The organism is Marinomonas vaga, from assembly GCF_055388305.1.
Window position 1 is genome coordinate 3,646,927 of record NZ_AP043903.1, and the last position, 21,896, is coordinate 3,668,822.

The window sequence follows — 21,896 nt, forward strand, 5'->3', positions numbered from 1 at the left end:
ATGAACAGGGCGTTTCTTACAAAAAATTCATTCACTATTGATTTACTTTTTAGAGGAACGTGATTAGAGTTATTTTAATTCATTCACTATTGATTCATATCATTGAATGAATCCCTAACAACACGATGACCAAATCGGGAGTAAATATGAGTGTGGTAATTTCCAAACTAGAAGAACAAAAACAAGTAAATGGGTTGGATTTTCCATTGCTAGTGACGCCTCACAACTCGGACGTTCAAAGCAATAAAATGGAGTTTTTCAACTGGGTTGAGGGCAACAAAGCTGAGCTTCATGATCTGTTGATCAAACACGGCGCTGTGCTTTTCCGTGGTTTTCCAGTTGAAAACTCGGACGAATTCGAGAAGATGCTTGATCAAACAAATTACCAAAACATGCCCTACGTAGGTGGCGCGGCTCCCCGCGCACAAGTAACCGCCTCTCGCATTGTCACAGCTAACGAGTCACCTGCATCAGAAAAGATTCCGTTCCACCACGAGATGGCACAAGTCCCCACTCCTCCAGGCTATATCTTCTTTTATTGCGAAACCTCAGCAGCCAAAGGGGGCGCAACCTCCATTCTTCACTCGGGTGAGATTTGCAAAAAGTTCTTTGAGATTGCTCCAGACTTTGCCAAAAAAGTTGAAGAACAAGGGGTTCGCTATGTACGCGTGATGCCAGAAGTGACGGACAATACTTCTGCCATTGGTCGCTCTTGGAAAGACACCTTTCATGTGACTACTCGTGAAGACGCTGAAGAGAAAATGCGCGAAGCGGGCATGAATTGGGAATGGTTAGAAAATGGCGATGTTCGCACCGAAACACGTGTGCTACCGGGTATTCGGTTTGATGACGAAACCCAGCAAAAAACCTTCTTTAACTCCATTGTCGCTGTGTTCACAGGTTGGAATGATGCCCGTAACCAAGGGGAAAAAGCCGTCACCACGGCAGATGGTGAGCCCATGGACGCCACAGCGTTAGAGCAACTGGTAACCGCTATGGATGAGCTATGTGTGAACTTTAAATGGCAGGCAGGTGACGTACTATGGATCAACAACCATACGGTGTTGCATGCACGTCAACCGTTTGAAGGTGAACGCCGAATCTTAGCGTCTATCTCTTTCAAATAACCCCTAGTTTCAGGCCAGGTTAGCTAAAACTCCAGAAAAGGAACGCCGTGCTCGGTGTTCCTTCTATTTTATCTGGGGAAGAGACTATCGGGCAGTTCACCACAATATCTGTTCGTTCAATTGTCACCAAACCAAGCTCTTCCGCATCCAGAATTGCCTCCTCAGAGGTCAACACTTTTGCCTGACTAGGGTCCACCCACTTCACCCAATACATGTGCCAGACTGGGGAATATTGCTCGTCAGTGCTGTTGTAACCCACTGGTGACGGAGCCGAGCCAAACACGTTGTTAGGTTGCTCACCCCCGGGAAATCCGTACACACGCTCAAGCACGGTTTTTTGTCTCGGTGGCTTAGGGTACTCCGGAATGGCATCTCGCAATCTTGGCGCATAGTTCGCCCCCATTTCACGGGCCATGTCCGCATCGGATACGTCAGTGGTCACATAGTTGACCATTTGACCGTTATACCAAGCCGACAACATGGGTAATGAATACTCAGGATGCTTGTCTAAACTTGAACAGGCGCTCAGACCAAACACACTTATAACCAGCAGCACATAATGAAATGCCTTCATCTCTTTCCCTACTTGCGTGATTGTTAACACTTGTTAATCATAGGCTATTCGTGAGCTGAGGTTGAGTGAAATTTTAATCCGCCCGTTGACGCACATATTTATAGACGGTGTTACGACTCACCCCTGCTGCTTTTGCGGTGCGAGAAACATTCCCTTGGTATTCCTCAAGCAAGCGCACAATCACCTCCTCTAACTCGTCTTTTGGCAGAGAAGTGGCCTTCCCTCCTAACTCACTCTCTACTTCAGTTTGTAACTTAAGATCGTCAAAGAAATCATCGGGCAAATGCCAATCTTCCAGCTCTTCTTCATCCGCCATAGCCATCCCGACTTTCAGTACATGCATCAATTGACGCATGTTACCCGGCCAAGGATGAGAGACTAACAGGTCCAGCATAGAGTCTGATAAGGGTGGACCAGGCTCTTCCTTGCGCAACCGTTCGTGTACATAGGCAATGAGTTTACGCTTGTCCTGTCGATCTCGTAGAGACGGCAGCTCAACGTTAAGCCCTGAAATACGATAGTAGAGATCTTGTCTAAAAGTGCCTTCGTTAACCTCGTCTTTTAGATGACGATTGGTGGCTGAAATCAACTTCACATCCACCGGATACACTTCTGTGGAGCCAAGAGGCGTGACGACACGCTCCTGCAACACACGCAATAATCGGGATTGCACTGCTAGGGGCATTTCACCGATTTCATCCAGAAATAACGTCCCCTTGTGGGCTCGACGAATGAGGCCAATAGAGCCCTTTGTTTGCGCCCCCGTAAACGCCCCTTTTTCATAACCAAATAGCTCAGACTCTACTAACTCTGCTGGGATGGCAGCACAGTTTACCGCCACCAGCATCTCTTTATGTCGCGAGCTGTGGTAATGCAAACTGCGCACAAAGATTTCTTTACCGGCACCAGTTTCCCCATGGATCAAGATAGGGATGTCCTTTTCCATGATTTTATGGGCCTGCTTCACCATACGCCGCACACGCTCATCCCCATGCTCTAACTCTTCTAAAGGAATGACGTTACTTGGGATCTCAGTAGGCATGGGCTTTTCAGCCCCAATGACTTTAGGCGGTGCTTGGTAAGCACTGTCACGGCGGTAATCCGGAACCTTCATTACATGGGTCACTGGTGGCAGCACTTTCATGTAAAACTGATATCGCCCCAGCGCCCGAGTCTTCATAGGCATATGCAAAGGTTGGTTTTTAATCTCGCGCATATCGCAATCAAAGATTTGTGACACATTTAACAGGGACAAATCTCGGGCCAAAACCACTTCCGCTCGTCGGTTGGCGGAGATAATGGTGCCACGGTCGTCCAACACCAATAAGCCAGACCAATGACTGTCGAGACTGGTAAGGTTGGTGTTAAAACTCAGTATGAAATGGTCCTGTTGGAAGGCGGCGAAAATCAGGCGATTCTCCACACTTAAAGACATGAGTTTCACCATGCCTAAAGTATGATCTTGAGGAAGATATGCGTCGGAGGAAATATCCAATACCCCCAGCAACTCATTGCCGGTGTCATAAATAGGAGAAGCAGAACCCACCATGTAACGATTGGCGCGCAGGTAGTGCTCGTCTCGTCCCACTTGGATCGCACGGCCACTGATCAGGGCCGTCCCTATGGCATTTGTGCCCACGCCCTGCTCTGTCCATTGGTTGCCTTCTACCAGACCATGGTATTGGCCACGGCCAAAACGCTTCTGTCCCCAAGTATTCAGCACGTGGCCTTGGCGATCAGCCAAAACAATCATGCACGCGGAATTACTGAGGATGTTCTCATAGTAGGGAATGATCTCGTTTTCTGTTGTTTCCAACAGATCCCGATGCTGGTCACGAAGATCTTTCAACTCACCCGTGGGTAAGGTAGCAAAGTTAGGCTCGGTAGAATGCTCCAATCCAAATTGCTCACAGCGATACCATGACGCTTCGATTTGTTGTTTGTGTTCGTCGTCCGTTAAGTTGACGTTGGGCCTAAGCATTGCCTCGTCGTCACCCTTTTCTTCTTGTTTTTTTTCTGTCATTTGAGCTCCGGAACGGTTTCAGGAGCGACAAGCCGATTGTTATTTTGCGGTGCACTAACCGTCAGGTCAATGTAAATAACCGATCATATTTAAAAACAACATGCATCAGGTTGCCGACTGTTCAAAACACTGATCAGGCGAACACTTTACACGAAAATGAACACTCTTGTTCACAAATGAACAATTCCAAAAAACCTGACACAAACATAATAAAATTCATAAATTTCAAACACCTATAGCATTTAATTAAGTTTAAATAATTTTGGCACGCCCTTTGAATAGTCCTTAGCAACACTCTTGATGTGTGTTCATTTGCGAAAAGCGACAAGCCAATCACTGCCGCAATGGACACGAAACATCGCTTTAAGAAACCGCTTCATTGTGGCGGCCATAACAACAACAAAGGGTTAATTACAATGTCACTGACGCTCAACAACGTGTCCCGCGTTGTCGACGGAGAAACGTGGATTGATAATGTCAATCTGACGTTAGAGCCAGGCTCATTTAATGTGCTGCTGGGTCGAACGCTCTCCGGTAAGACAACACTGATGCGCCTTATGGCGGGGCTGGATCGCCCGACAAGTGGATCCATCATGATGAATAACGTCGATGTCACTGGTGTACCAGTGCGTGAACGTAATATTTCTATGGTGTATCAACAGTTCATCAATTACCCCAACATGACGGTGTACGACAACATCGCATCCCCTTTGCGACTGGCTAAGATGTCCAAACAAGACATTGATAAGCGGGTTCGCGAAACCGCAGAAATGCTGCGTATCGACAGCTACCTAGACCGCTTACCACTGCAGCTTTCGGGTGGTCAGCAACAACGTACCGCCATGGCACGTGCTTTGGTAAAAGACTCCCAAATCATTCTTTTTGATGAGCCTCTAGTTAACCTCGACTACAAATTACGGGAAGAGTTACGCCAAGAGTTACGCGCCCTATTTAAAGCTCGTAACTGCATCGCTGTGTACGCCACCACTGAGCCTAATGAAGCCTTGGCCCTTGCGGGTAATACGGCGGTACTTCATGAGGGCAAGCTACTGCAATTCGGCGAAACCGCTGAGGTGTACCATCGTCCAAAGGACATCATTACTGCTGAGATGTTCTCTGAGCCACCGATCAACGTGGTACCTGGGCGCGTGAGCGATACTGAAGTCACCTTTGATGATACGGTACATTTCCAGCTCAACAGTGACCTTCGTCCCCTTGAGCCAGGTAACTACCGCTTTGGTGTACGAGCTTCTCATATTGGCTTAGTCCCCCATTCCGATGACGACCTTGAACTGCCTGTTCAAGTGGACATTGCTGAGATCAGTGGCTCCGAAACCTTCTTACACGTACACAACCCCCACTTTGATTTGGTGCTGCATTTATCTGGTGTACATGAGTACCACGTGGATCAGCAGATCAAGGTGTATTTCCCTACCCACAAGTTGTACGCCTTCAATGAAGCGGGTCACCTTGTCCATGCACCGGCTGGCTTAGGAGGTCGATAAGATGGCTGAGATTACCTTAAACGCTTTGGCGCACACTTACAGCGACAACCCAAGCAAGCCGGAAGACTATGCCATCCGCCAGATGCAGCACATCTGGCACCAAGGAGGCGCCTACGCACTGCTCGGTCCGTCCGGTTGTGGTAAATCCACCCTGCTGAACATCATTTCTGGATTGCTTGAGCCTTCTGACGGGGAAGTATTGTTTGATGGCAAACGGGTGAATGAGCTAAAACCTGAAGAGCGTAACATCGCTCAGGTGTTTCAGTTCCCAGTGGTGTACGACACCATGACGGTGTACGACAATCTCGCTTTCCCTCTACGCAACATTGGTGTGCCAGAGCATAAGATTCGCTCCAAAGTCTACGAAGTGGCCGAGATCCTTGAGCTAACGGATCAGCTAAAACGCAAAGCCAAAGGCTTATCCGCAGACCAAAAACAAAAGGTTTCCATGGGGCGCGGTCTAGTCCGTGACGATGTGTCAGCCATCTTGTTTGACGAACCCCTCACCGTGATTGACCCACAGTTGAAATGGAAGCTGCGCCGTAAGCTGAAGCAGATCCATGAGCAGTTCAATATCACCATGGTGTATGTGACCCACGACCAGCTCGAAGCATCAACCTTTGCCGACAAGATCGCCGTCATGTATGAGGGCCAGATTGTTCAATTTGGTACGCCACGTGAGCTGTTTGAACACCCAGCACACACTTTTGTGGGGTACTTCATTGGTTCTCCAGGTATGAACTTTATCGAAGCCAAAGTCAGCGACGCTTTGTTGGAATTCGGTGACCACTCGCTTCCCCTTCACCCTGAGCTGCAAAAGCGCTTAAACGATATGGAAGCCACCCATGTAAAAGTCGGCATTCGTCCTGAGTTTGTTCACGTTTGGGACGGTGCAAACGATGACGCCTTTCTCGTGGATGTGGAGTTTGTAGAAGATCTTGGCACCTACAAGATCCTCACATTCAACTTTGCTGGCGTAAAGATGAAAGCTCGCTTAAGCGAAGATCAAAAAGTCCCCCAGGGCAAAGCCTATGTAAGCTTCCCTGAGCAGTGGACCAAGATCTACGTGGATGAATTTTTGGTGGAGGTCGATTATGAATAAGGTGGAAAACAACAAAGCTTGGTGGCTGGTGATGCCCGTCTTCTTGATCGTTGCCTTCTCCGCGATCATCCCGTTAATGACGGTTGTGAATTACTCGGTACAGGACATCTTTGATCCTTACACCCGCTATTTCGTGGGGACTGAATGGTTCAAACAAGTCATGACGGACACCCGCCTGCACGACGCCTTAGTACGCCAGTTCATCTTCTCTTTCACCATCTTGGCGATTGAGATTCCGCTGGGTATTGGTATCGCGCTGATGATGCCAACCAAAGGCCGCGGCGCGTCCTTGTCCCTGATCCTAGTGGCGATTCCATTGCTGATCCCATGGAACGTAGTCGGCACCATTTGGCAGATCTTTGGCCGTGCGGACATTGGTTTATTTGGTGCCATGATGGCCAAGCTCGGGATCAACTACAACTACGCCTCTGAGCCTATGCATGCTTGGCTAACCGTAGTGCTAATGGATGTATGGCACTGGACGCCACTGGTGGCTCTGCTGTGTTACTCCGGTCTGCGCGCCATCCCTGAGGTGTACTACCAAGCAGCTCGCATTGATAAGGCATCCCGTTGGGCGGTATTCCGCTACATCCAGCTACCTAAGCTGACCAACGTACTCATCATCGCTGTGCTGTTGCGCTTTATGGACTCCTTCATGATTTACACCGAGCCCTTTGTGCTCACGGGTGGCGGCCCTGGTACTTCGACGACCTTCTTGAGTCAGTCCTTGGTACAGCAAGCCATCGGTCAGTTTGACTTAGGCCCTGCGGCGGCGTTCTCGCTGGTGTACTTCTTAATCATTCTTCTCGTGTGTTGGGTGTTCTACACAACCATCATGCACATGCAAAAAGACAAGTAGGAGGCGATCATGTCAGATAACGCTGCATTGACCCGTCATAAAGCTCAAGCAAACGAACCTATTGCTGAAGCCAGCTACACCCATAGTGCCCCCCAAGCTCCAGTGTTTAGCCACGCGGAGCGCAAGGCGAAACATGCCCTATGGCGTGGACGCATTGGCATTACCTTGTACTTGGTGCTGCTACTGATGCCGATTTATTGGCTGATCAATATGTCGTTCAAAACCAATACCGAAATCCTTGGGGGCTTGTCCTTCTTTCCACAGGATTTCACGTTGGAGAACTACGCCAAGATTTTTGGCGACCCCACTTGGTACATGGGCTACGTGAACTCAATTATTTACGTATCCATGAACATGGTGATCAGCTTGTTGGTGGCACTGCCAGCTGCCTATGCCTTTAGCCGCTACAAGTTTGTCGGCGACAAGCATATGTTCTTCTGGTTGCTCTCTAATCGTATGGCTCCCCCAGCGGTGTTCTTGCTGCCGTTTTTTCAGCTGTATTCGTCCGTTGGCTTGTTTGATACGCACATCGCGGTCGCCCTTGCCCACTGTCTCTTTAACGTCCCCCTAGCCGTTTGGATTTTGGAAGGCTTTATGAGTGGCGTGCCAAGAGAAATCGATGAGACGGCTTATATTGACGGCTACTCGTTCCCGAAATTCTTTGTGCGCATCTTTCTACCTTTGATTCGCTCAGGGATAGGTGTGACGGCTTTCTTCTGCTTCATGTTCTCTTGGGTGGAGTTGCTTCTCGCACGCACACTGACTTCGGTAGATGCCAAGCCTATCGGCGCCATCATGACCCGTACCGTGTCCGCCTCAGGGATGGACTGGGGGCTGCTCGCCGCAGCCGGTGTACTGACCATAGTACCGGGCATTTTGGTGATCTACTTTGTTCGTAACCATGTGGCTAAGGGCTTCGCCCTAGGCCGAGTGTAAGGAGAAGAATCATGGCTTGGATGTCTTGGACTCTGCCTACCGCCGCATTTTTTGCGGGTATTGCGCTGATTTTAGTCGCAATGACCGTATGGCAAACCGTGTCTCCCAGTGTTGAACGCAAGGGCTTTTTGCCCATCGACACCACCCGTGGAGATCGACTCTTCATTGGTTTGTTAACCAGTGCCTTTATCCATTTAGGTTTTGTGGCGTTGAGCGAAATCTCGCTCTACGTTGCAACCGTGCTCTGCGTGTTCTGGATGATGATCCTGATGCGCTGGGGCTAATGAGCGTGAAAGACAAGGACGACTTTGCATGGAAGCAAAACAACAATCATTAACTGTTGAGGTAAAACATGTACAACAATAAAAAGAAACTCGTTTTAGCTGCCATCCCATTTGCCGTTGCGTTGAATTCGGCAAATCTATGGGCTGACCAATATTCAGATGCCGCTCAGAAGTGGGTTGACAGCGAATTCACAGTTTCAACGCTCTCAGAAGCAGAGCGAATCAAGGAGCTTGCGTGGTTTACAAAAGCCGCTGAACGTTTTCGTGGGATGGAGATCAACGTCGCTTCTGAGACGCTGACCACCCACAAATACGAATCTCAGGTGCTCGCGAAAGCCTTTTATGAAATCACTGGCATCAAGGTTAACCATGACCTGATCCAAGAAGGTGATGTGGTCGAAAAACTGCAAACGCAGATGCAGTCTGGCCGTAACATCTACGATGCCTACGTGAATGACTCTGACTTGATTGGTACTCACTTCCGTTACGGTAAAGTCGTACCCATTACAGACATGATGAACGAAGAGCCATCTCTTAAGTCTCCGACTTTAGACCTAGGGGACTTCATCGGTTTGAACTTCACCTCTGGACCAGATGGCAAACTCTACCAGTTGCCAACCCAGCAGTTTGCCAACCTTTACTGGTTCCGCTATGACTGGTTCCAGCGTCCAGAGCTGAAACAGCAATTTAAAGACATCTACGGATACGAGCTAGGTGTGCCAGTCAACTGGTCTGCCTACGAAGACATCGCAGAGTTCTTTACTAAGCACGTGGGCGAAATCGATGGAGAGAAAGTCTACGGTCACATGGATTACGGTAAAAAAGACCCATCCCTTGGCTGGCGCTTCACCGATGCTTGGTTCTCTATGGCAGGCGCGGGGGATAAAGGTCTTCCAAACGGTCTACCAGTGGACGAATGGGGTATCCGTGTAGAAGGCTGTAACCCTGTGGGTTCCAGTGTCGCACGTGGTGGTGCCACCAATGGCCCAGCAGCGGTTTACGCGACCACTAAATACGTGGATTGGCTACGCCAGTACGCGCCACCAGAAGCCCAAGGCATGACCTTCTCAGAATCTGGCCCTGTCCCTGCTCAAGGCAGTGTGGCTCAGCAGATCTTCTGGTACACCGCCTTCACGGCAGACATGACGCAAAAAGGTTTGCCTGTGGTCAACGAAGACGGCACGCCGAAATGGCGTATGGCGCCTTCTCCACGTGGACCATACTGGGAAGAAGGCATGAAACTGGGTTACCAAGACGTGGGTGCATGGACCTTCATGAACTCTACGCCAGAGGATCGCCGTAACGCTGCTTGGTTGTACGCTCAGTTCACCACAGCAAAAACGGTGTCATTGAAGAAAACTCTGGTGGGGCTAACGCCTATCCGTGAGTCCGATATCAACTCTCCGGAGATGCAAGAAGCCGCGCCATTCCTAGGCGGCTTAGTTGAATTCTACAAGGGGCCAGCTCGTGAGCAATGGTCTCCAACGGGTATCAACGTTCCGGATTACCCAAAACTTGCTCAGCTTTGGTGGCAGTACATTTCTCAGGCAGCCAGTGGTGAAGCCACACCACAAGAAGCCTTGAATGGCCTTGCGGAAGCACAAGACAAAGTTCTAAACCGTCTTGAGCGTGCCCGCGTCCACGATAACTGTGGGCCTAAGCTAAACGAGCCTCGCGACGAGTCTTACTGGTTGAGCCAGCCAGGCGCGCCAAAAGCGAAGCTTGCTAACGAAAAAGTTCAGGGTAAAACCGTTGATTACGATGAACTGATTCGTTCTTGGGAATAATCGTCCCGTTTATGATCACCCTCTAGGTTCTTGACCGGCTTTTTAGCCGGTCTTTTTTTGCCCGGTTTTTATCCCGCAACAAGTAAGCACTACTTACGTTGGATGGAGACGCACATCACACTGACAATAATCAGCAAAGCCCCCAACCATTGCACTAAGGACAAACTCTCCCCCAGCCACAGCATGGCGAACAAAGCCCCAAACAAAGGCTCGCTGCCCATGAGCAAAGCCACCCGAGTAGGAGAGGTTCGGCTTAATGCCATGTTTTGCGCAAATAAGGCAAACAGAGTACACATCACCACCAGATACAAGGTAATCAGCCAAAACTCCGTCGTCAGCAAGGCGCTATCTGACACCTGCTCACCTAATTGAAACGCCACAGTGATCGCCACCAAGGTCACCACTAACGACTGAATCGCCGTGAGGCTAAACAGTGTGATGGCACGCCCTTGGGTCAAGGTCTTGGTCAGAGTCACCATCACCGCACGTCCTAGGGCTGCCCCTAAAATCAACCAATCCCCTAGGTTTAGGGTCAAATCAAAGCCCTGTTTAGTGCTCAACAAGACCACTCCCAATACACTGAGAATCCCCATGCTCCAGAGAAACAATGGCACAGCAGCACGATTTAATAGGCTTTCCAATAAAGCCGTTAAGATCATCGACAGACTAATCAAGATCGCAGCATGGGTGGCACTGGTGTTGGCAATCCCATTCACCTCGCAGGCAAAAATAATTGCCAACACCGCACCTGTAGGCAGCGCCCGATACCACTCGCGGTTTTTACCGGCGCGAAAATCTGCCAAAACTTGAGGCAATAGAAACAAAGACGTCAATCCAAAACGCAAGGCTATAAACGAAAACACTCCCACGTACACTAAGACGTCTTTGGTTAAGCCATAACTGGTGCCCCATACAATAGCCACCAGCAAAAGCATTACCTCTGTCCAACCTCTACCCGCCTGATGAGTCGCTGCTCCCGTGATCATATCTGTTTCTCCAACAATAACTTTGACCTGGAGGAGTCTAATTTGTAACCTTCAGAACATTAATACAGATAATTGGCACATCACTTATATCAAATGAACATAAATAGACTATTAAGAGTGCTTCCTGAATTGGGCATATTGGTGACTGTTATTGAGACAGGCAGCTTTTCCGCGGCTGCAAGACGCATTGGTTTGCCTCCATCATCCATTAGTCGCTCCATTTCAAAGCTGGAAGAAGAGTTAGGCGCAAAATTACTTGAGCGCACCACTCGAACCTTAGCGCTCACATCTGCTGGGCGTGTGGTACATGAACAAGCCGTGTCCATGATGGATGCCGCCAAAGCGGCCGTGTCTTCCACTCAAAGCGAACAGGATGAGTTAAAAGGCGTGCTGCGAGTGGCGGCTCCAAAGGCTTTTTGTAAGCACATCATGACGCCCTTGGTGTTTCGATTTATGGCGCTGCACCCCAAGCTTCGCATCCAACTAACTGCCTCGGATAACCTAATCGATCCCACCAGTGGCGACGTCGATATTGTCTTTCATGTGACCGACTCCCCGATTGAGAACTTGGTGGCTCATAAGGTAGGTCATGTGAATCAGGTGGTGTGTACGACTCCCAATTATTTGGCTGATCGCATTCAGCCCTGCCACCCTCAAGATTTACTGGATCATCCTTGCATAGCCTTAGGAGAACGCAGTGATGACCACTGCTGGTACTTTGCCAAAGAAGGAGAACTAGAACAGGTGCGCACTCAAGGGTTCTTCGCCAGCAATCATTCCGAGATCCGCTTGGCTGCGGTGACAGAAGGCCTAGGGATTTCCGTGTTTCCAGAATTTGTCGTAGCAGAGGCCATTGCTGCTGGGCAATTGGTGCCGATGCTGACCGATTGGGTTTATCAAGGGAGTTATCATGGGGACGTGTACGCCCAGCATAGCCAGTCGAGGTTTGTACCTGCTGCCATACGGCGCTTTATTAAATTTGTGCAGGCTGAGCTAAGCACTCAGCCTGCACAAGCGGGCTAATGGGGTATTTAAGAAGTGTGATCACCAATCTCGTCAAAGATTTTAACCGACACCAACTCCCCTAGGGTGCTCATGCGGATGACTTCTGGCGGATTGTCTGTTGACCAAAAGTCGCGCCATTCTTCTTTAGAATTCCAGCGGGCAATGGCCAGAAAGTGGCTGGCTTTTGCTTCGTCTTCCAGCAAACAGCTGCCGTGGGCACCGGGATAAGTCTCACGCACAATGTGGGTTGTCTCACGCCATGCCTCACAAAACTCTTGTAAATTTTCTGGGCTTACCTGCCATTCATACACCACTCGAATCATCTTCTTTTCCTTATCTTTCCCGTCAATTTAAATCGGTTTGTCAGCCTAATATGGCGAGTATATCCCAAGCCATCTCGAGAGTTTGTGACCAGTATTGGGGGATTGTGTAGCAAACTGTAGCCCACCCCCAAGGTCATACTCACTACCATAACGAAAAAAGGAGGCCAAAGCCCCCTTACTTTCGTCGAATACCATATTCGATGATTACAGCGTTGTGCGCACTCGACGGACCGCATCCAACCAACCGTCGTACAACTTAGTACGATTGTCCCCATCCATATCAGGGGTAAACTGATGTTCAGACTGCCAAAGCTCACTGATTTGCTCTAAGGATTCATAAATACCGACTTTTAAGCCTGCCAAGAAGGCCACCCCTAGGGCAGTGGTTTCTGTGACCTTCGGACGCTCCACCGTGATACCAAGCAAATCACTTAAGAATTGCACCACCAGATCGTTCACCACCATGCCACCGTCCACACGTAAGGTGGCAAAGTCGGCTCCGTCTTGGGCCATGGCATCCACAAGATCTTTAGTTTGGTAACACACGGAGCGCAACCCCGCACTGACGATGTCAGAGGCACTGGTATCTCGGGTCAAACCTATCATGGCTCCCCGAGCATCAGGGTCCCAATAAGGCGCCCCCAACCCCGTGAACGCGGGCACCAAGTAAACCGTATCCGCATTTAATGCGCGCTGGGCAAGGCTTTGGGTTTCTGAGGCATCCGCAAACAGCTTCAAGCCATCTCGTAACCATTGAATCGCGGCACCAGCAACGAAAATACTGCCTTCTAAGGCATAGGTCACTTTACCGTTGATACGGTAGCCAACAGTTGTCAGCATTTTATGTTCTGATTTCAGGGCTTGATCGCCGGTATTAAGGATCAAGAAACAGCCAGTACCATAGGTGCTTTTCACCATGCCAGGTGTAAAACAGGCCTGTCCTACTAACGCCGCTTGTTGATCTCCAGCAATGCCATTAACCGGAATCGCCGCGCCCAACCACTGTTCATCGATCACCCCAAAATCATCACTGGAATCCATGACTTGAGGAAAGATCACATCCCCAATGCCCAGCAACTCAATGAGTTCGTCGTCCCAATTTTGCGTATGAATATTAAACGCCATGGTGCGTGCTGCGTTAGTCGCATCCGTGCGATGGTAACGCCCGCTGGTGAGTTGCCAAAGTAAATAGCTGTCCACTGTACCGAAAGCAATATGGCCTTGTTGGGCTCGTTCGCGCACACCTTCCACGTTTTCCAAAATCCAGCGAATCTTGGTAGCAGAAAAATAAGGGTCAATTAAAAGGCCTGTTTTGGCTTGCACTGATTCACTGTGCCCTGCTTCCACTAAAGATTGGCAGTATTCACTGGTACGGCGATCTTGCCATACAATGGCGTTATAAACGGGCTGACCGGTTTCGGTATCCCAAAGAATGGTGGTTTCGCGCTGATTTGTAATGCCGATTGAGGCTACCGCGCTGGCATCGATGCCTGTATCCTTCAACACGTTTTGACAAACGGTTAACGTTGTTGACCAGAGATCATCAGGGTTATGCTCTACCCAGCCGTCATTAGGAAAGATCTGCGGAAATTCTTGCTGGGCTTGCCCCACTCGAGTGCCTTGGGTATCAAACAGGATAGCACGGCTACTGGTGGTGCCTTGGTCAATTGCAAGTAGATACTGACTCATGGAAGGATTCTCTTATCAGTGTCACCCATCCAATGAACCAAAATCGATGGGTGTTTGTTATTTTTGTTATTCGAACATAAATGTTCAAAATCGAATATAGTTATTAAAGCGATAATCGCAGCGTTTAGCAAGTCACTATCGAGGAGATTAATACACCTATGGGGCAACAAACACGTCAAGATCGAATCATTCAACTGGTGAGTGAGTCAGGTTATGCCTCCATTGAGGAGTTAGCCGCTCTCTTTAAAGTCACACCGCAAACGATTCGCCGTGACATCAACGCTTTGGCAGATGAAAACAAGTTACGCCGCCACCATGGGGGCGCAAGTATTGACTCCTCGACCACCAATGTGGATTACAATACTCGCCAAGCATTACAACTGGATGCCAAAAAGCAGATCGCTAAACGTATCGCCCAAGAGATTCCTAATGGTGCTTCTCTATTTATCAATATCGGTACCACAACCGAAGAAGTTGCCCGTGCCCTGCTGCAACATGAAGGATTAAAAATCATCACCAATAACATCAATGTTGCGTCGATCTTGCGGGTAAAAGAAGACTTTAACGTGATTGTGGCAGGGGGGTCCGTACGCTCTAGAGACGGCGGTATTATTGGTGAAGCCACCGTAGACTTTATTAATCAATTTCGTGTCGACTACGGCATCATCGGTATCAGCGCCATCGATCAAACAGATGGATCACTGCTGGATTACGATTACCAAGAAGTACGCGTGGCTCAAGGCATCATCGCCAATTCACGACACGTTTTTTTAGCCGCCGACCATGCAAAATTTGGCCGTAACGCTATGGTCAGACTGGGTAACATCACCCAGGTTGATCGTCTGTTTACGGACGACGTCCCCCCTAAGACCATCCAAGCCTTGCTGAAAGAGCATTCCGTCAAGCTGGAACTTTGCCACCACTGATTTCCAAATCCAGTTTCTTCTCTCTATACATATGACCGTCCAATGACGGTTATATGACATCTCGTTTATTTCATCATTTGAACTTGCGAAACGACTATTTCACGTCTAATATCGAACATATATTTTCGTTTTTGAACATCCATATTCGTTTTCAAAAGAGGTAAACCATGAAACAAACGCATTTTGATCTCTTCGTCATTGGGGGAGGCATCAATGGCACAGGGATCGCAGCCGATGCGGCTGGACGCGGTTTATCTGTTGCCCTCTGTGAAATGAACGATTTGGCCAGCGCCACATCCTCTGCCAGCAGTAAGTTGATCCATGGGGGTTTACGCTACTTGGAGCATTACGAGTTCCGCCTAGTACGAGAAGCCTTGAGCGAACGTGAAGTGCTGTTGAAAATTGCACCTCACTTAGTGACGCCTATGCGTTTTCAAATGCCCCATCGCCCTCACCTACGCCCTGCTTGGCTGATTCGATTAGGACTGTTCCTCTACGACCATTTGGGTAAGCGCGAGCTGTTACCGGGCTCTAAAGGGGTAAAATACGATGCCAGTAGTGCCCTAAAAAGCGAAATTACCCAAGGCTTTGAATACTCAGATTGCTGGGTCGATGACGCACGCCTTGTGGTGGCAAATGCTCAAAGCGCCCAAGAAAGCGGCGCCCTCATCATGCCACGCATGCGTTGTGAATCTGCCCACCGTGAAAATGGCCAATGGGTGATCGAGACTGAAGACACTGTCACCGGCGAGCGCCATCAATTCACTGCCAAGGGCATTGTCAATGCGGCTGGCCCTTGGGTGTCGAGCTTCATTGAGAAAAAAGTACAGCGCAAAGCGCCATACGGCATTCGCATGATCAAGGGCAGTCACATTGTTGTGCCAAAGCTATATTCCCAGTCTAACTCTTTCATTATGCAAAACGCTGACAAGCGCATTGTGTTTGCCATTCCTTACCGTGACAAATACACCCTAATCGGCACCACCGATCAAGAATACAAGGGCGACCCTAAGGATGTGGCCATCAGCGAAGAAGAAACCAATTACATTCTGGACGTGGCGAACCAGCACTTCAAAGCTCAGCTTAAACCCAGCGACGTAGTTTGGACCTATTCAGGTGTGCGTCCATTGCTAAATGACGAATCGTCCAATGCCTCAGCGGTTACCCGCGACTACACCTTGCACGTGGAAGATGAAAACGGCAAAGCCCCATTGCTCAGTATCTTTGGAGGCAAGATCACCACTTACCGCCAACTGGCCTTGTCTGCCATGAATGACCTGAAGGAATACTTCCCAGCCATGGGCAAAGAGTGGACTCATGCAAAGCCGCTACCTGGTGGCGACATGAGCAACGACTACAGCGTCCTGATCGGCAAGCTGATGGCAGAGTTTCCGTTCTTAAGTGAATCCTTAGCCCGCCGTTTTACTGGCAGTTACGGCACCCTGTCCTACGTGTTATTAGGTGACGCCACCAGCGAAGAGGACTTAGGCACCTGCTTTGGCTCGGACCTGTACCAAAAAGAAGTGGACTACCTCATCGAACACGAATGGGCTCATACGGCTCAAGACATTCTCTGGCGTCGCACTAAACTGGGCTTAGAGTTTGATGACAACCAAGTACAAACCCTAGAACGCTATTTAGCATCACAGGCTGCCATTAGCCCCGAAGATGCTGCCTTGGTAGACATTGCCTAGAAAACCGCACTCACAACAAGAGGCCACTACAAAGTGGCCTTTTTAATGCCTGCTATGCAGCGCCAAGTGATAATGAGCATTTCCTAGGATGGATGAAACCCATAGAGAATCTCATTACACTGTGATGAACTGAAATAACTGATTAACAAGGGATGAAAACACTATGGCAAGTTATGGCTTTCTAGGCTTAGGCATCATGGGTAAAGCAATGGCACTTAACCTCCTTAAGGCAGGGTTTGATGTCACCGTCTGGAATCGCTCTCCAGAAGCCTGCGCTGAGCTCATTGAACAAGGAGCCAAACAAGGCAAGAGCCCAAAAGACGTGGCAGCTCAGTGTGACATCACCTTTGCTATGGTGTCTGACCCAGAAGCGGCCAAGGCCATTGCGTTGGGGGAAAACGGTGTCACGAAAGGTATTGGCGAAGGTCGTGGCTATGTGGACATGTCCACGGTCGATGACGACACCTCAAAAGCCATTGAAGCGGCCATCCAAACCGCTGGAGGACGCTTTCTCGAAGCCCCAGTGTCTGGCACCAAGCAACCGGCCATTGATGGCACCCTGATCATTCTCGCGGCTGGGGACGAGTCTCTTTATCAAGACGCCCTGCCTTGCTTTGAAGTGATGGGTAAGATGGCCCCTTATCTTGGTCCTATTGGCCAAGGCGCTAACATGAAATTAGTGGTGAATATGGTCATGGGCAGCATGTTAACCGCCTTCTCAGAGGGCATGTCTTTGGCACAAAAAAGCGGCCTCGACGCCAATCAATTACTGGAAGTGCTCGCTAACGGCGCTATGGCCAACCCTATGTTCAAAGTCAAAGGCCAGATGCTATTAGACGACAACTACGCTACCAGCTTTCCCCTAAAGCACATGCAGAAAGACATGCGCCTTGCCATTGCCTTGGGAGATAAACTGGACCAACCTCTGCCTACCGCAGCCGCCGCTAACGAGCTTTTTAAGCAAGCCCGCAAAGAAGGCTGTGCGGATCAAGACATCGCAGCAGTGTACAAAGTGGTGAAGTAATCCAATAGAGCCATAGGCCGTCCATGACGGCCATTGGCCTACTCTAAATAACCTTAAAGGTCCTCACCCCGCTCTTTCGCAAGCTTAATAAAGCGCCTATGGATACGCCGAGTAGCCCACCAGACACCACCTATCACCAAGGGCACTGACACACCTACCGCCAGGCTCTTATCGATTGGCGCACCGTGCTCATAGGCGGCTTCGATTAGGTATTTGATCAATCCAATACTGTAGTAAGAAATGGCCGCCACTGACAGGCCTTCTACCGTATGCTGCATGGCCAGCTGAATCTTAGAGCGACGATCCATAGAAGCTAACAGGTGTTGGTTTTGAGATTGAATGGTCATTTCCACTCGGGTGCGCATCATGTCCGATACTCGGTCAATACGCCGCGAAAGGTTTTCTAAATGGTCACTGGTAGCCTTGCAGGTACGCATGGCCGGAGTCAGACGACGAGTCATAAACTCAGTAATGGTTAAGTGTCCAGACACCTCGTCTTCTTTCAATTCGTTCAAGCGAATGAGCACCAGATCATGGTAGGCAGATGTAGCACTAAAGCGGAAGGTGGTTTTAGCTCGGGCTGCTTCTACCCATGCCGCCATATCAATAATCTGTGTAAGGACCGCCTGCTCGTCCACTTCCGCTTCCGTCTCCGCTAATTGTGCGGTCAACTCGGATAATCGTTGGTCCATGGTGGCAAGTCGTTGGTTATACAAACGCGCCGTGGGCAAACCTAACAAAGCAAACAGTCGGTAGGATTCGATCTCAATTAAACGCTGCACCATCCGGCCCAACTGACTGTCACTCATATTGCGGTTGTACACCAGAATACGACCACAGCCATCGCTATGCACTTGGAAAGTGGTCCATACTTGTGCGTCGCCGTTTTGTGGCCGACTGCCCACCAAGCGCATCCCTTCAAAGTAAGATTTCACATGGGCAAGTTCCGGCTCAGGCTGTTCTTTGGCATCTTCAATAGCCACATGAAACGCTGACACAACCGTACCTTCAATGCCTTCTATCCAATCCCTTGGCAAACAGCTTAAACCGTTATTGGCAAAAGGATCCGCTAGAAATGGCGCACCTTGGTTAATGATGGTGTAGGAAATAAACTCTAAGTGGGACTCACGACGAATACGAACATCACCAAACACCACTTCCAAACACACTGAATCTTTGGCTGGAGGTACTACCCCGTAACGCTCATACAGGGCAGAAAAATGCTGAAAATCACGGCGCTTCTGCTCAACATTCATCAGTACCGCAAGGTAGCTGACCCGAGCAGGACTGGCGATTACTTGGAAAGGACGTGAATGCAACTCAGCGTATAAATCATCACGCTGAGAATGCATGGTTAACCCATAAGGATTGACGACGGGATTCACTGGCAACTCGCTTTTTTATTTTGCTAAAGGGGTAGCTAAATCATTGGCTTTATTGGATTTCAATGCAACCTCAGTCGCTTTTAAATCACACGAATTATTTCGATCTTTACATGAGAAATCTCTATATAGGTTTTGCTAACAGATTCACTCACGTCACCTTGATGTCACATTCCCTTGGCAAACTGGTCGTCCATGCTAGAAAAGGTAATTTCGATGTTTTACCCATTCCGACGTCGACCAGCACTGCGCCCATCCAGTCTTAATACCATTCAATTGGAACAAGAAGCCCCGATTCACCGGGTAGATGATCGCTACTTATCTTTCTCCATCGACATCTCTTTAATCATTGGCGGACAGTGGTGGGAAGGCAGTAACGACTCTAAGCGTGGCCTTGGCACAAATCGAGTCCCCCCCCTCAATTTACAACATCCTAAGCTCAATCAATTTGTGTCCCACTTACAACCCGCTTACCTAAGAGTGGGGGGAAGCGAAGCGGATACCATTCACTATTTTTGTTCTCAGGATGCCCCCAACGACAAGGAGCCAGAACTGTCGGAAGCCATTTGGAATCGATTATTAGACTTCATTAAACAGCACCAACTGAAGTTTATGTTCACCTTCAAATACGGGGCATTTGATCGTTCGCGACATGGTAATTGGAATGGTGCAGACAGTGCAGCCCTTCATCAACACGCCCTTAAACGTGGCGTGGAAATCGACGTCTGTGAATTAGGGAATGAGCTAAATGCCTATTGGGCTTTTCATGGTATGCGCGCCCAGCCTAAAGCTAAACAACTGGCATTGGATTATCAGCGCTTTATTAATCAAGTACGTTTAATGAGCCCAAACAGCCGTATCGCGGGGCCTGGGAGCGCATTTTGGCCCCTATTAGGGGAAACCATTAAACCCTTCTCTAATATCACCCCTACGTTTCTAGAGCAGCTAGCCGGTCAACTGGACATAGTGGACTGGCACTATTACCCATTCCAAAGTCAACGGTCTCCAATACGAACCCGCACCGCCCGCTTAGAAAAACTCTTAGACCCTAACTCTTTAAGGGACTTTGAAACCTATTCCAACCGATTAAATCAATATCGTCTGGCTTATCAGCCTCAAGCGGAATTATGGACCGGCGAGTCCGGCTCTGCCCAATGCGGGGGACAGCCCAAACTATCAGATCGATTTGCCTCCTGTTTTTGGTGGGCAGATCAATTAGGTCGTGGAGCACGCCTTGGACAAAAAGTCATGATTCGTCAGTCGTTAATCGGCGGGGATTATGGCTTGATACAGCGGGAAAGTTTAAAACCCAACCCAGATTTCTGGGTCAGTTGGCTATGGAAAAGACTTATGGGGCCTGACGTGTATTCGGTGTCGAGCCAGAACCCAAACCTAATCGTCTATTGTCATGGGGGGCATAAACGCTATCGCCGCACCTTACTGATCATCAATATGACCAACCAACCCCAGCGAGTACGCTTTCAAAACGTTGGTAAGGCCAAGCGCCGTTTTGAAGTCACAGGGGCAAAGCTCACCAGCAAAAAACTTCTAATTAATGGAGTAGAGCCAAAATTCCGCAAGGGCAAGGTATCTCTTAAGGACTTTCCGAAACTCTCCAAATTAGACCTAGTGAGCCCTTACAGCATTAGTTTTTGGGTCTTTTCTGACGCTCAGGAGTATGCGAATTCCGCTTCCAGCCTGGACGCCCCTTCACCACCAATGTGATCTAAAAATGCCTGCATCACTGGTGTAGGCTGCTTGCTACTGGGGTACACGGCACACCAACTTCGTTTAAGCGGAAATCCCTTGATACTAGGAGATACCAAAGTCCCTAAACGAAGCTCCGCGAGCACGTTGGCATAGGGCAACACCGCCACCCCCAATCCCGCTAAAACCGCATGCTTAGTGGCTTCGTTTGATCCAAGCTCCATTACTGGCTTAAGTTGCACCCGCTGGCTCTTACACCAGTCTTCAATGGCTGCCCGAGAGCCAGACCCCAACTCACGCATCAATATTCCCGCGTCAAAAAATGCCTGCTGGTCGATATTCTCCCGCTGCAAAATAGGATGCCCAGCTTTCACCACGGGTATCAAAGGGTTGTCAAAGAAGGGCTGACGGCTCAGTAAGCGGGTGTCTGGCACGATTCCCATAATCACCATGTCATCTCGGTTTTGCAGCAGGCGCTCTGTGGCGTTGGCTCGGTTGAGCACCGTCAGACGCGCGTTCACTTGGGGGTAACGCTCCAAAAAGCCTTTTAACAGATAAGGCACTATGATCTCCGCGGAACTCACCACACAGATTCTTAGCTCTCCACGAAGCTGCCCCTCTAATTGGTAAAGATTCATTTGCAGGGATTCCAGATCACTGAATATGCCACGAATCACCTGCTCAAGCTGCTCTCCAGCAGGAGTCACGTAAAGCTGCTTACCCACATAATCAAACATGGGCTGACCTAGAGCGCTTTCTAACTGCCGCATCTGAGCACTCACCGCAGGTTGTGTCAGCCCTAACTGCTCTGCCGCTTTGGAGTAACTCAGTTTGCGGAACACCACTTGAAACACCTGTAGCTGCCTAAAAGTGAGCCTATTTAGCAACTGATTTAATGTATAAGCCATCACTAACCTACTGAATTATTTGAACTTTAAAACAACTATAAGCCATTGCTTATAG

The 21,896-nt window shown here is 49.2% G+C and carries 19 protein-coding genes; 12 read left to right on the forward strand and 7 right to left on the reverse strand.

Annotated features, from left to right (window positions below; genetic code table 11):
- The first annotated feature begins 146 nt into the window (after nucleotides 1-146).
- On the forward strand, nucleotides 147-1,127 hold the full coding sequence (locus tag ACZ5DR_RS17155; RefSeq protein WP_377365378.1) for a TauD/TfdA family dioxygenase: 981 nt from the start codon (nucleotides 147-149) through the stop codon (nucleotides 1,125-1,127).
- Nucleotides 1,128-1,146: 19 nt separating this feature from the next.
- Here the strand turns inward: ACZ5DR_RS17155 and ACZ5DR_RS17160 are convergent, their stop codons facing one another.
- Nucleotides 1,147-1,701, reverse strand: a complete 555-nt coding sequence (locus ACZ5DR_RS17160; RefSeq protein WP_377365376.1) for a DUF7482 domain-containing protein — start codon at nucleotides 1,699-1,701, stop codon at nucleotides 1,147-1,149.
- A 73-nt stretch (nucleotides 1,702-1,774) separates the two neighbouring features.
- Nucleotides 1,775-3,724 carry a sigma-54-dependent Fis family transcriptional regulator gene (locus ACZ5DR_RS17165; protein WP_377365374.1) on the reverse strand — a complete coding sequence of 650 codons (1,950 nt, stop codon included), beginning with the start codon at nucleotides 3,722-3,724 and terminating at the stop codon, nucleotides 1,775-1,777.
- 416 nt (nucleotides 3,725-4,140) lie between these two features.
- Here ACZ5DR_RS17165 and ACZ5DR_RS17170 point away from each other — a divergent pair, with 416 nt between their 5' ends.
- The 6 genes from ACZ5DR_RS17170 to ACZ5DR_RS17195 all read left to right on the forward strand — a co-directional run bounded on the left by ACZ5DR_RS17170 (nucleotide 4,141) and on the right by ACZ5DR_RS17195 (nucleotide 10,197).
- Nucleotides 4,141-5,229, forward strand: a complete 1,089-nt coding sequence (locus ACZ5DR_RS17170) for an ABC transporter ATP-binding protein (RefSeq protein ID WP_377365372.1) — start codon at nucleotides 4,141-4,143, stop codon at nucleotides 5,227-5,229.
- A 1-nt stretch (nucleotide 5,230) separates the two neighbouring features.
- Complete coding sequence (locus ACZ5DR_RS17175) at nucleotides 5,231-6,331, forward strand: ABC transporter ATP-binding protein (protein WP_377365370.1); 1,101 nt, start codon at nucleotides 5,231-5,233, stop codon at nucleotides 6,329-6,331.
- A complete protein-coding gene (locus ACZ5DR_RS17180) occupies nucleotides 6,324-7,190 on the forward strand; it encodes a carbohydrate ABC transporter permease (RefSeq protein WP_377365368.1) in 867 nt (288 codons plus the stop codon). Before ACZ5DR_RS17175 ends, ACZ5DR_RS17180 begins: the two co-directional genes overlap by 8 nt.
- A gap of 186 nt (nucleotides 7,191-7,376) precedes the next feature.
- Entirely contained in the window at nucleotides 7,377-8,126 is a 750-nt protein-coding gene (locus ACZ5DR_RS17185) for a carbohydrate ABC transporter permease (protein ID WP_377365701.1), read from the forward strand.
- 11 nt (nucleotides 8,127-8,137) lie between these two features.
- Nucleotides 8,138-8,410: a DUF2160 domain-containing protein gene (locus ACZ5DR_RS17190; RefSeq protein WP_377365366.1), complete on the forward strand. Its 273-nt coding sequence runs from the start codon at nucleotides 8,138-8,140 to the stop codon at nucleotides 8,408-8,410.
- Between the two features lie 68 nt (nucleotides 8,411-8,478).
- Nucleotides 8,479-10,197 carry an ABC transporter substrate-binding protein gene (locus ACZ5DR_RS17195; RefSeq protein ID WP_377365364.1) on the forward strand — a complete coding sequence of 573 codons (1,719 nt, stop codon included), beginning with the start codon at nucleotides 8,479-8,481 and terminating at the stop codon, nucleotides 10,195-10,197.
- Between the two features lie 89 nt (nucleotides 10,198-10,286).
- Here the strand turns inward: ACZ5DR_RS17195 and ACZ5DR_RS17200 are convergent, their stop codons facing one another.
- Complete coding sequence (locus ACZ5DR_RS17200) at nucleotides 10,287-11,183, reverse strand: DMT family transporter (RefSeq protein ID WP_377365363.1); 897 nt, start codon at nucleotides 11,181-11,183, stop codon at nucleotides 10,287-10,289.
- Between the two features lie 117 nt (nucleotides 11,184-11,300).
- Between ACZ5DR_RS17200 and ACZ5DR_RS17205 the strand changes: the two genes are divergently transcribed.
- A complete protein-coding gene (locus ACZ5DR_RS17205) occupies nucleotides 11,301-12,206 on the forward strand; it encodes a LysR family transcriptional regulator (RefSeq protein ID WP_377365361.1) in 906 nt (301 codons plus the stop codon).
- Between the two features lie 8 nt (nucleotides 12,207-12,214).
- Here ACZ5DR_RS17205 and ACZ5DR_RS17210 read toward each other — a convergent pair whose 3' ends face one another.
- Together ACZ5DR_RS17210 and glpK are read right to left on the reverse strand one after the other, a co-directional pair.
- Entirely contained in the window at nucleotides 12,215-12,511 is a 297-nt protein-coding gene (locus ACZ5DR_RS17210) for an antibiotic biosynthesis monooxygenase family protein (protein WP_377365359.1), read from the reverse strand.
- Between the two features lie 204 nt (nucleotides 12,512-12,715).
- A complete protein-coding gene (gene glpK / locus ACZ5DR_RS17215; RefSeq protein ID WP_377365357.1) occupies nucleotides 12,716-14,200 on the reverse strand; it encodes a glycerol kinase GlpK in 1,485 nt (494 codons plus the stop codon).
- 158 nt (nucleotides 14,201-14,358) lie between these two features.
- Here glpK and ACZ5DR_RS17220 point away from each other — a divergent pair, with 158 nt between their 5' ends.
- The 3 genes from ACZ5DR_RS17220 to ACZ5DR_RS17230 all read left to right on the forward strand — a co-directional run bounded on the left by ACZ5DR_RS17220 (nucleotide 14,359) and on the right by ACZ5DR_RS17230 (nucleotide 17,844).
- Complete coding sequence (locus tag ACZ5DR_RS17220; RefSeq protein ID WP_377365355.1) at nucleotides 14,359-15,126, forward strand: DeoR/GlpR family transcriptional regulator; 768 nt, start codon at nucleotides 14,359-14,361, stop codon at nucleotides 15,124-15,126.
- A 167-nt stretch (nucleotides 15,127-15,293) separates the two neighbouring features.
- Nucleotides 15,294-16,820 (forward strand): glycerol-3-phosphate dehydrogenase, encoded by a 1,527-nt coding sequence (gene glpD, locus ACZ5DR_RS17225; protein WP_377365353.1) that lies wholly within the window; start codon nucleotides 15,294-15,296, stop codon nucleotides 16,818-16,820.
- A gap of 163 nt (nucleotides 16,821-16,983) precedes the next feature.
- A complete protein-coding gene (locus tag ACZ5DR_RS17230) occupies nucleotides 16,984-17,844 on the forward strand; it encodes an NAD(P)-dependent oxidoreductase (RefSeq protein ID WP_377365351.1) in 861 nt (286 codons plus the stop codon).
- A gap of 53 nt (nucleotides 17,845-17,897) precedes the next feature.
- Here the strand turns inward: ACZ5DR_RS17230 and ACZ5DR_RS17235 are convergent, their stop codons facing one another.
- Nucleotides 17,898-19,196 carry a DUF3422 family protein gene (locus ACZ5DR_RS17235; RefSeq protein ID WP_377365349.1) on the reverse strand — a complete coding sequence of 433 codons (1,299 nt, stop codon included), beginning with the start codon at nucleotides 19,194-19,196 and terminating at the stop codon, nucleotides 17,898-17,900.
- Between the two features lie 246 nt (nucleotides 19,197-19,442).
- Between ACZ5DR_RS17235 and ACZ5DR_RS17240 the strand changes: the two genes are divergently transcribed.
- On the forward strand, nucleotides 19,443-20,951 hold the full coding sequence (locus tag ACZ5DR_RS17240; protein ID WP_377365347.1) for a glycosyl hydrolase family 79 N-terminal domain-containing protein: 1,509 nt from the start codon (nucleotides 19,443-19,445) through the stop codon (nucleotides 20,949-20,951).
- Here ACZ5DR_RS17240 and ACZ5DR_RS17245 read toward each other — a convergent pair.
- Nucleotides 20,897-21,841 (reverse strand): LysR family transcriptional regulator, encoded by a 945-nt coding sequence (locus tag ACZ5DR_RS17245; protein WP_377365345.1) that lies wholly within the window; start codon nucleotides 21,839-21,841, stop codon nucleotides 20,897-20,899. The two genes, ACZ5DR_RS17240 and ACZ5DR_RS17245, sit on opposite strands and share 55 nt — an antisense overlap.
- Nucleotides 21,842-21,896: the final 55 nt, after the last annotated feature.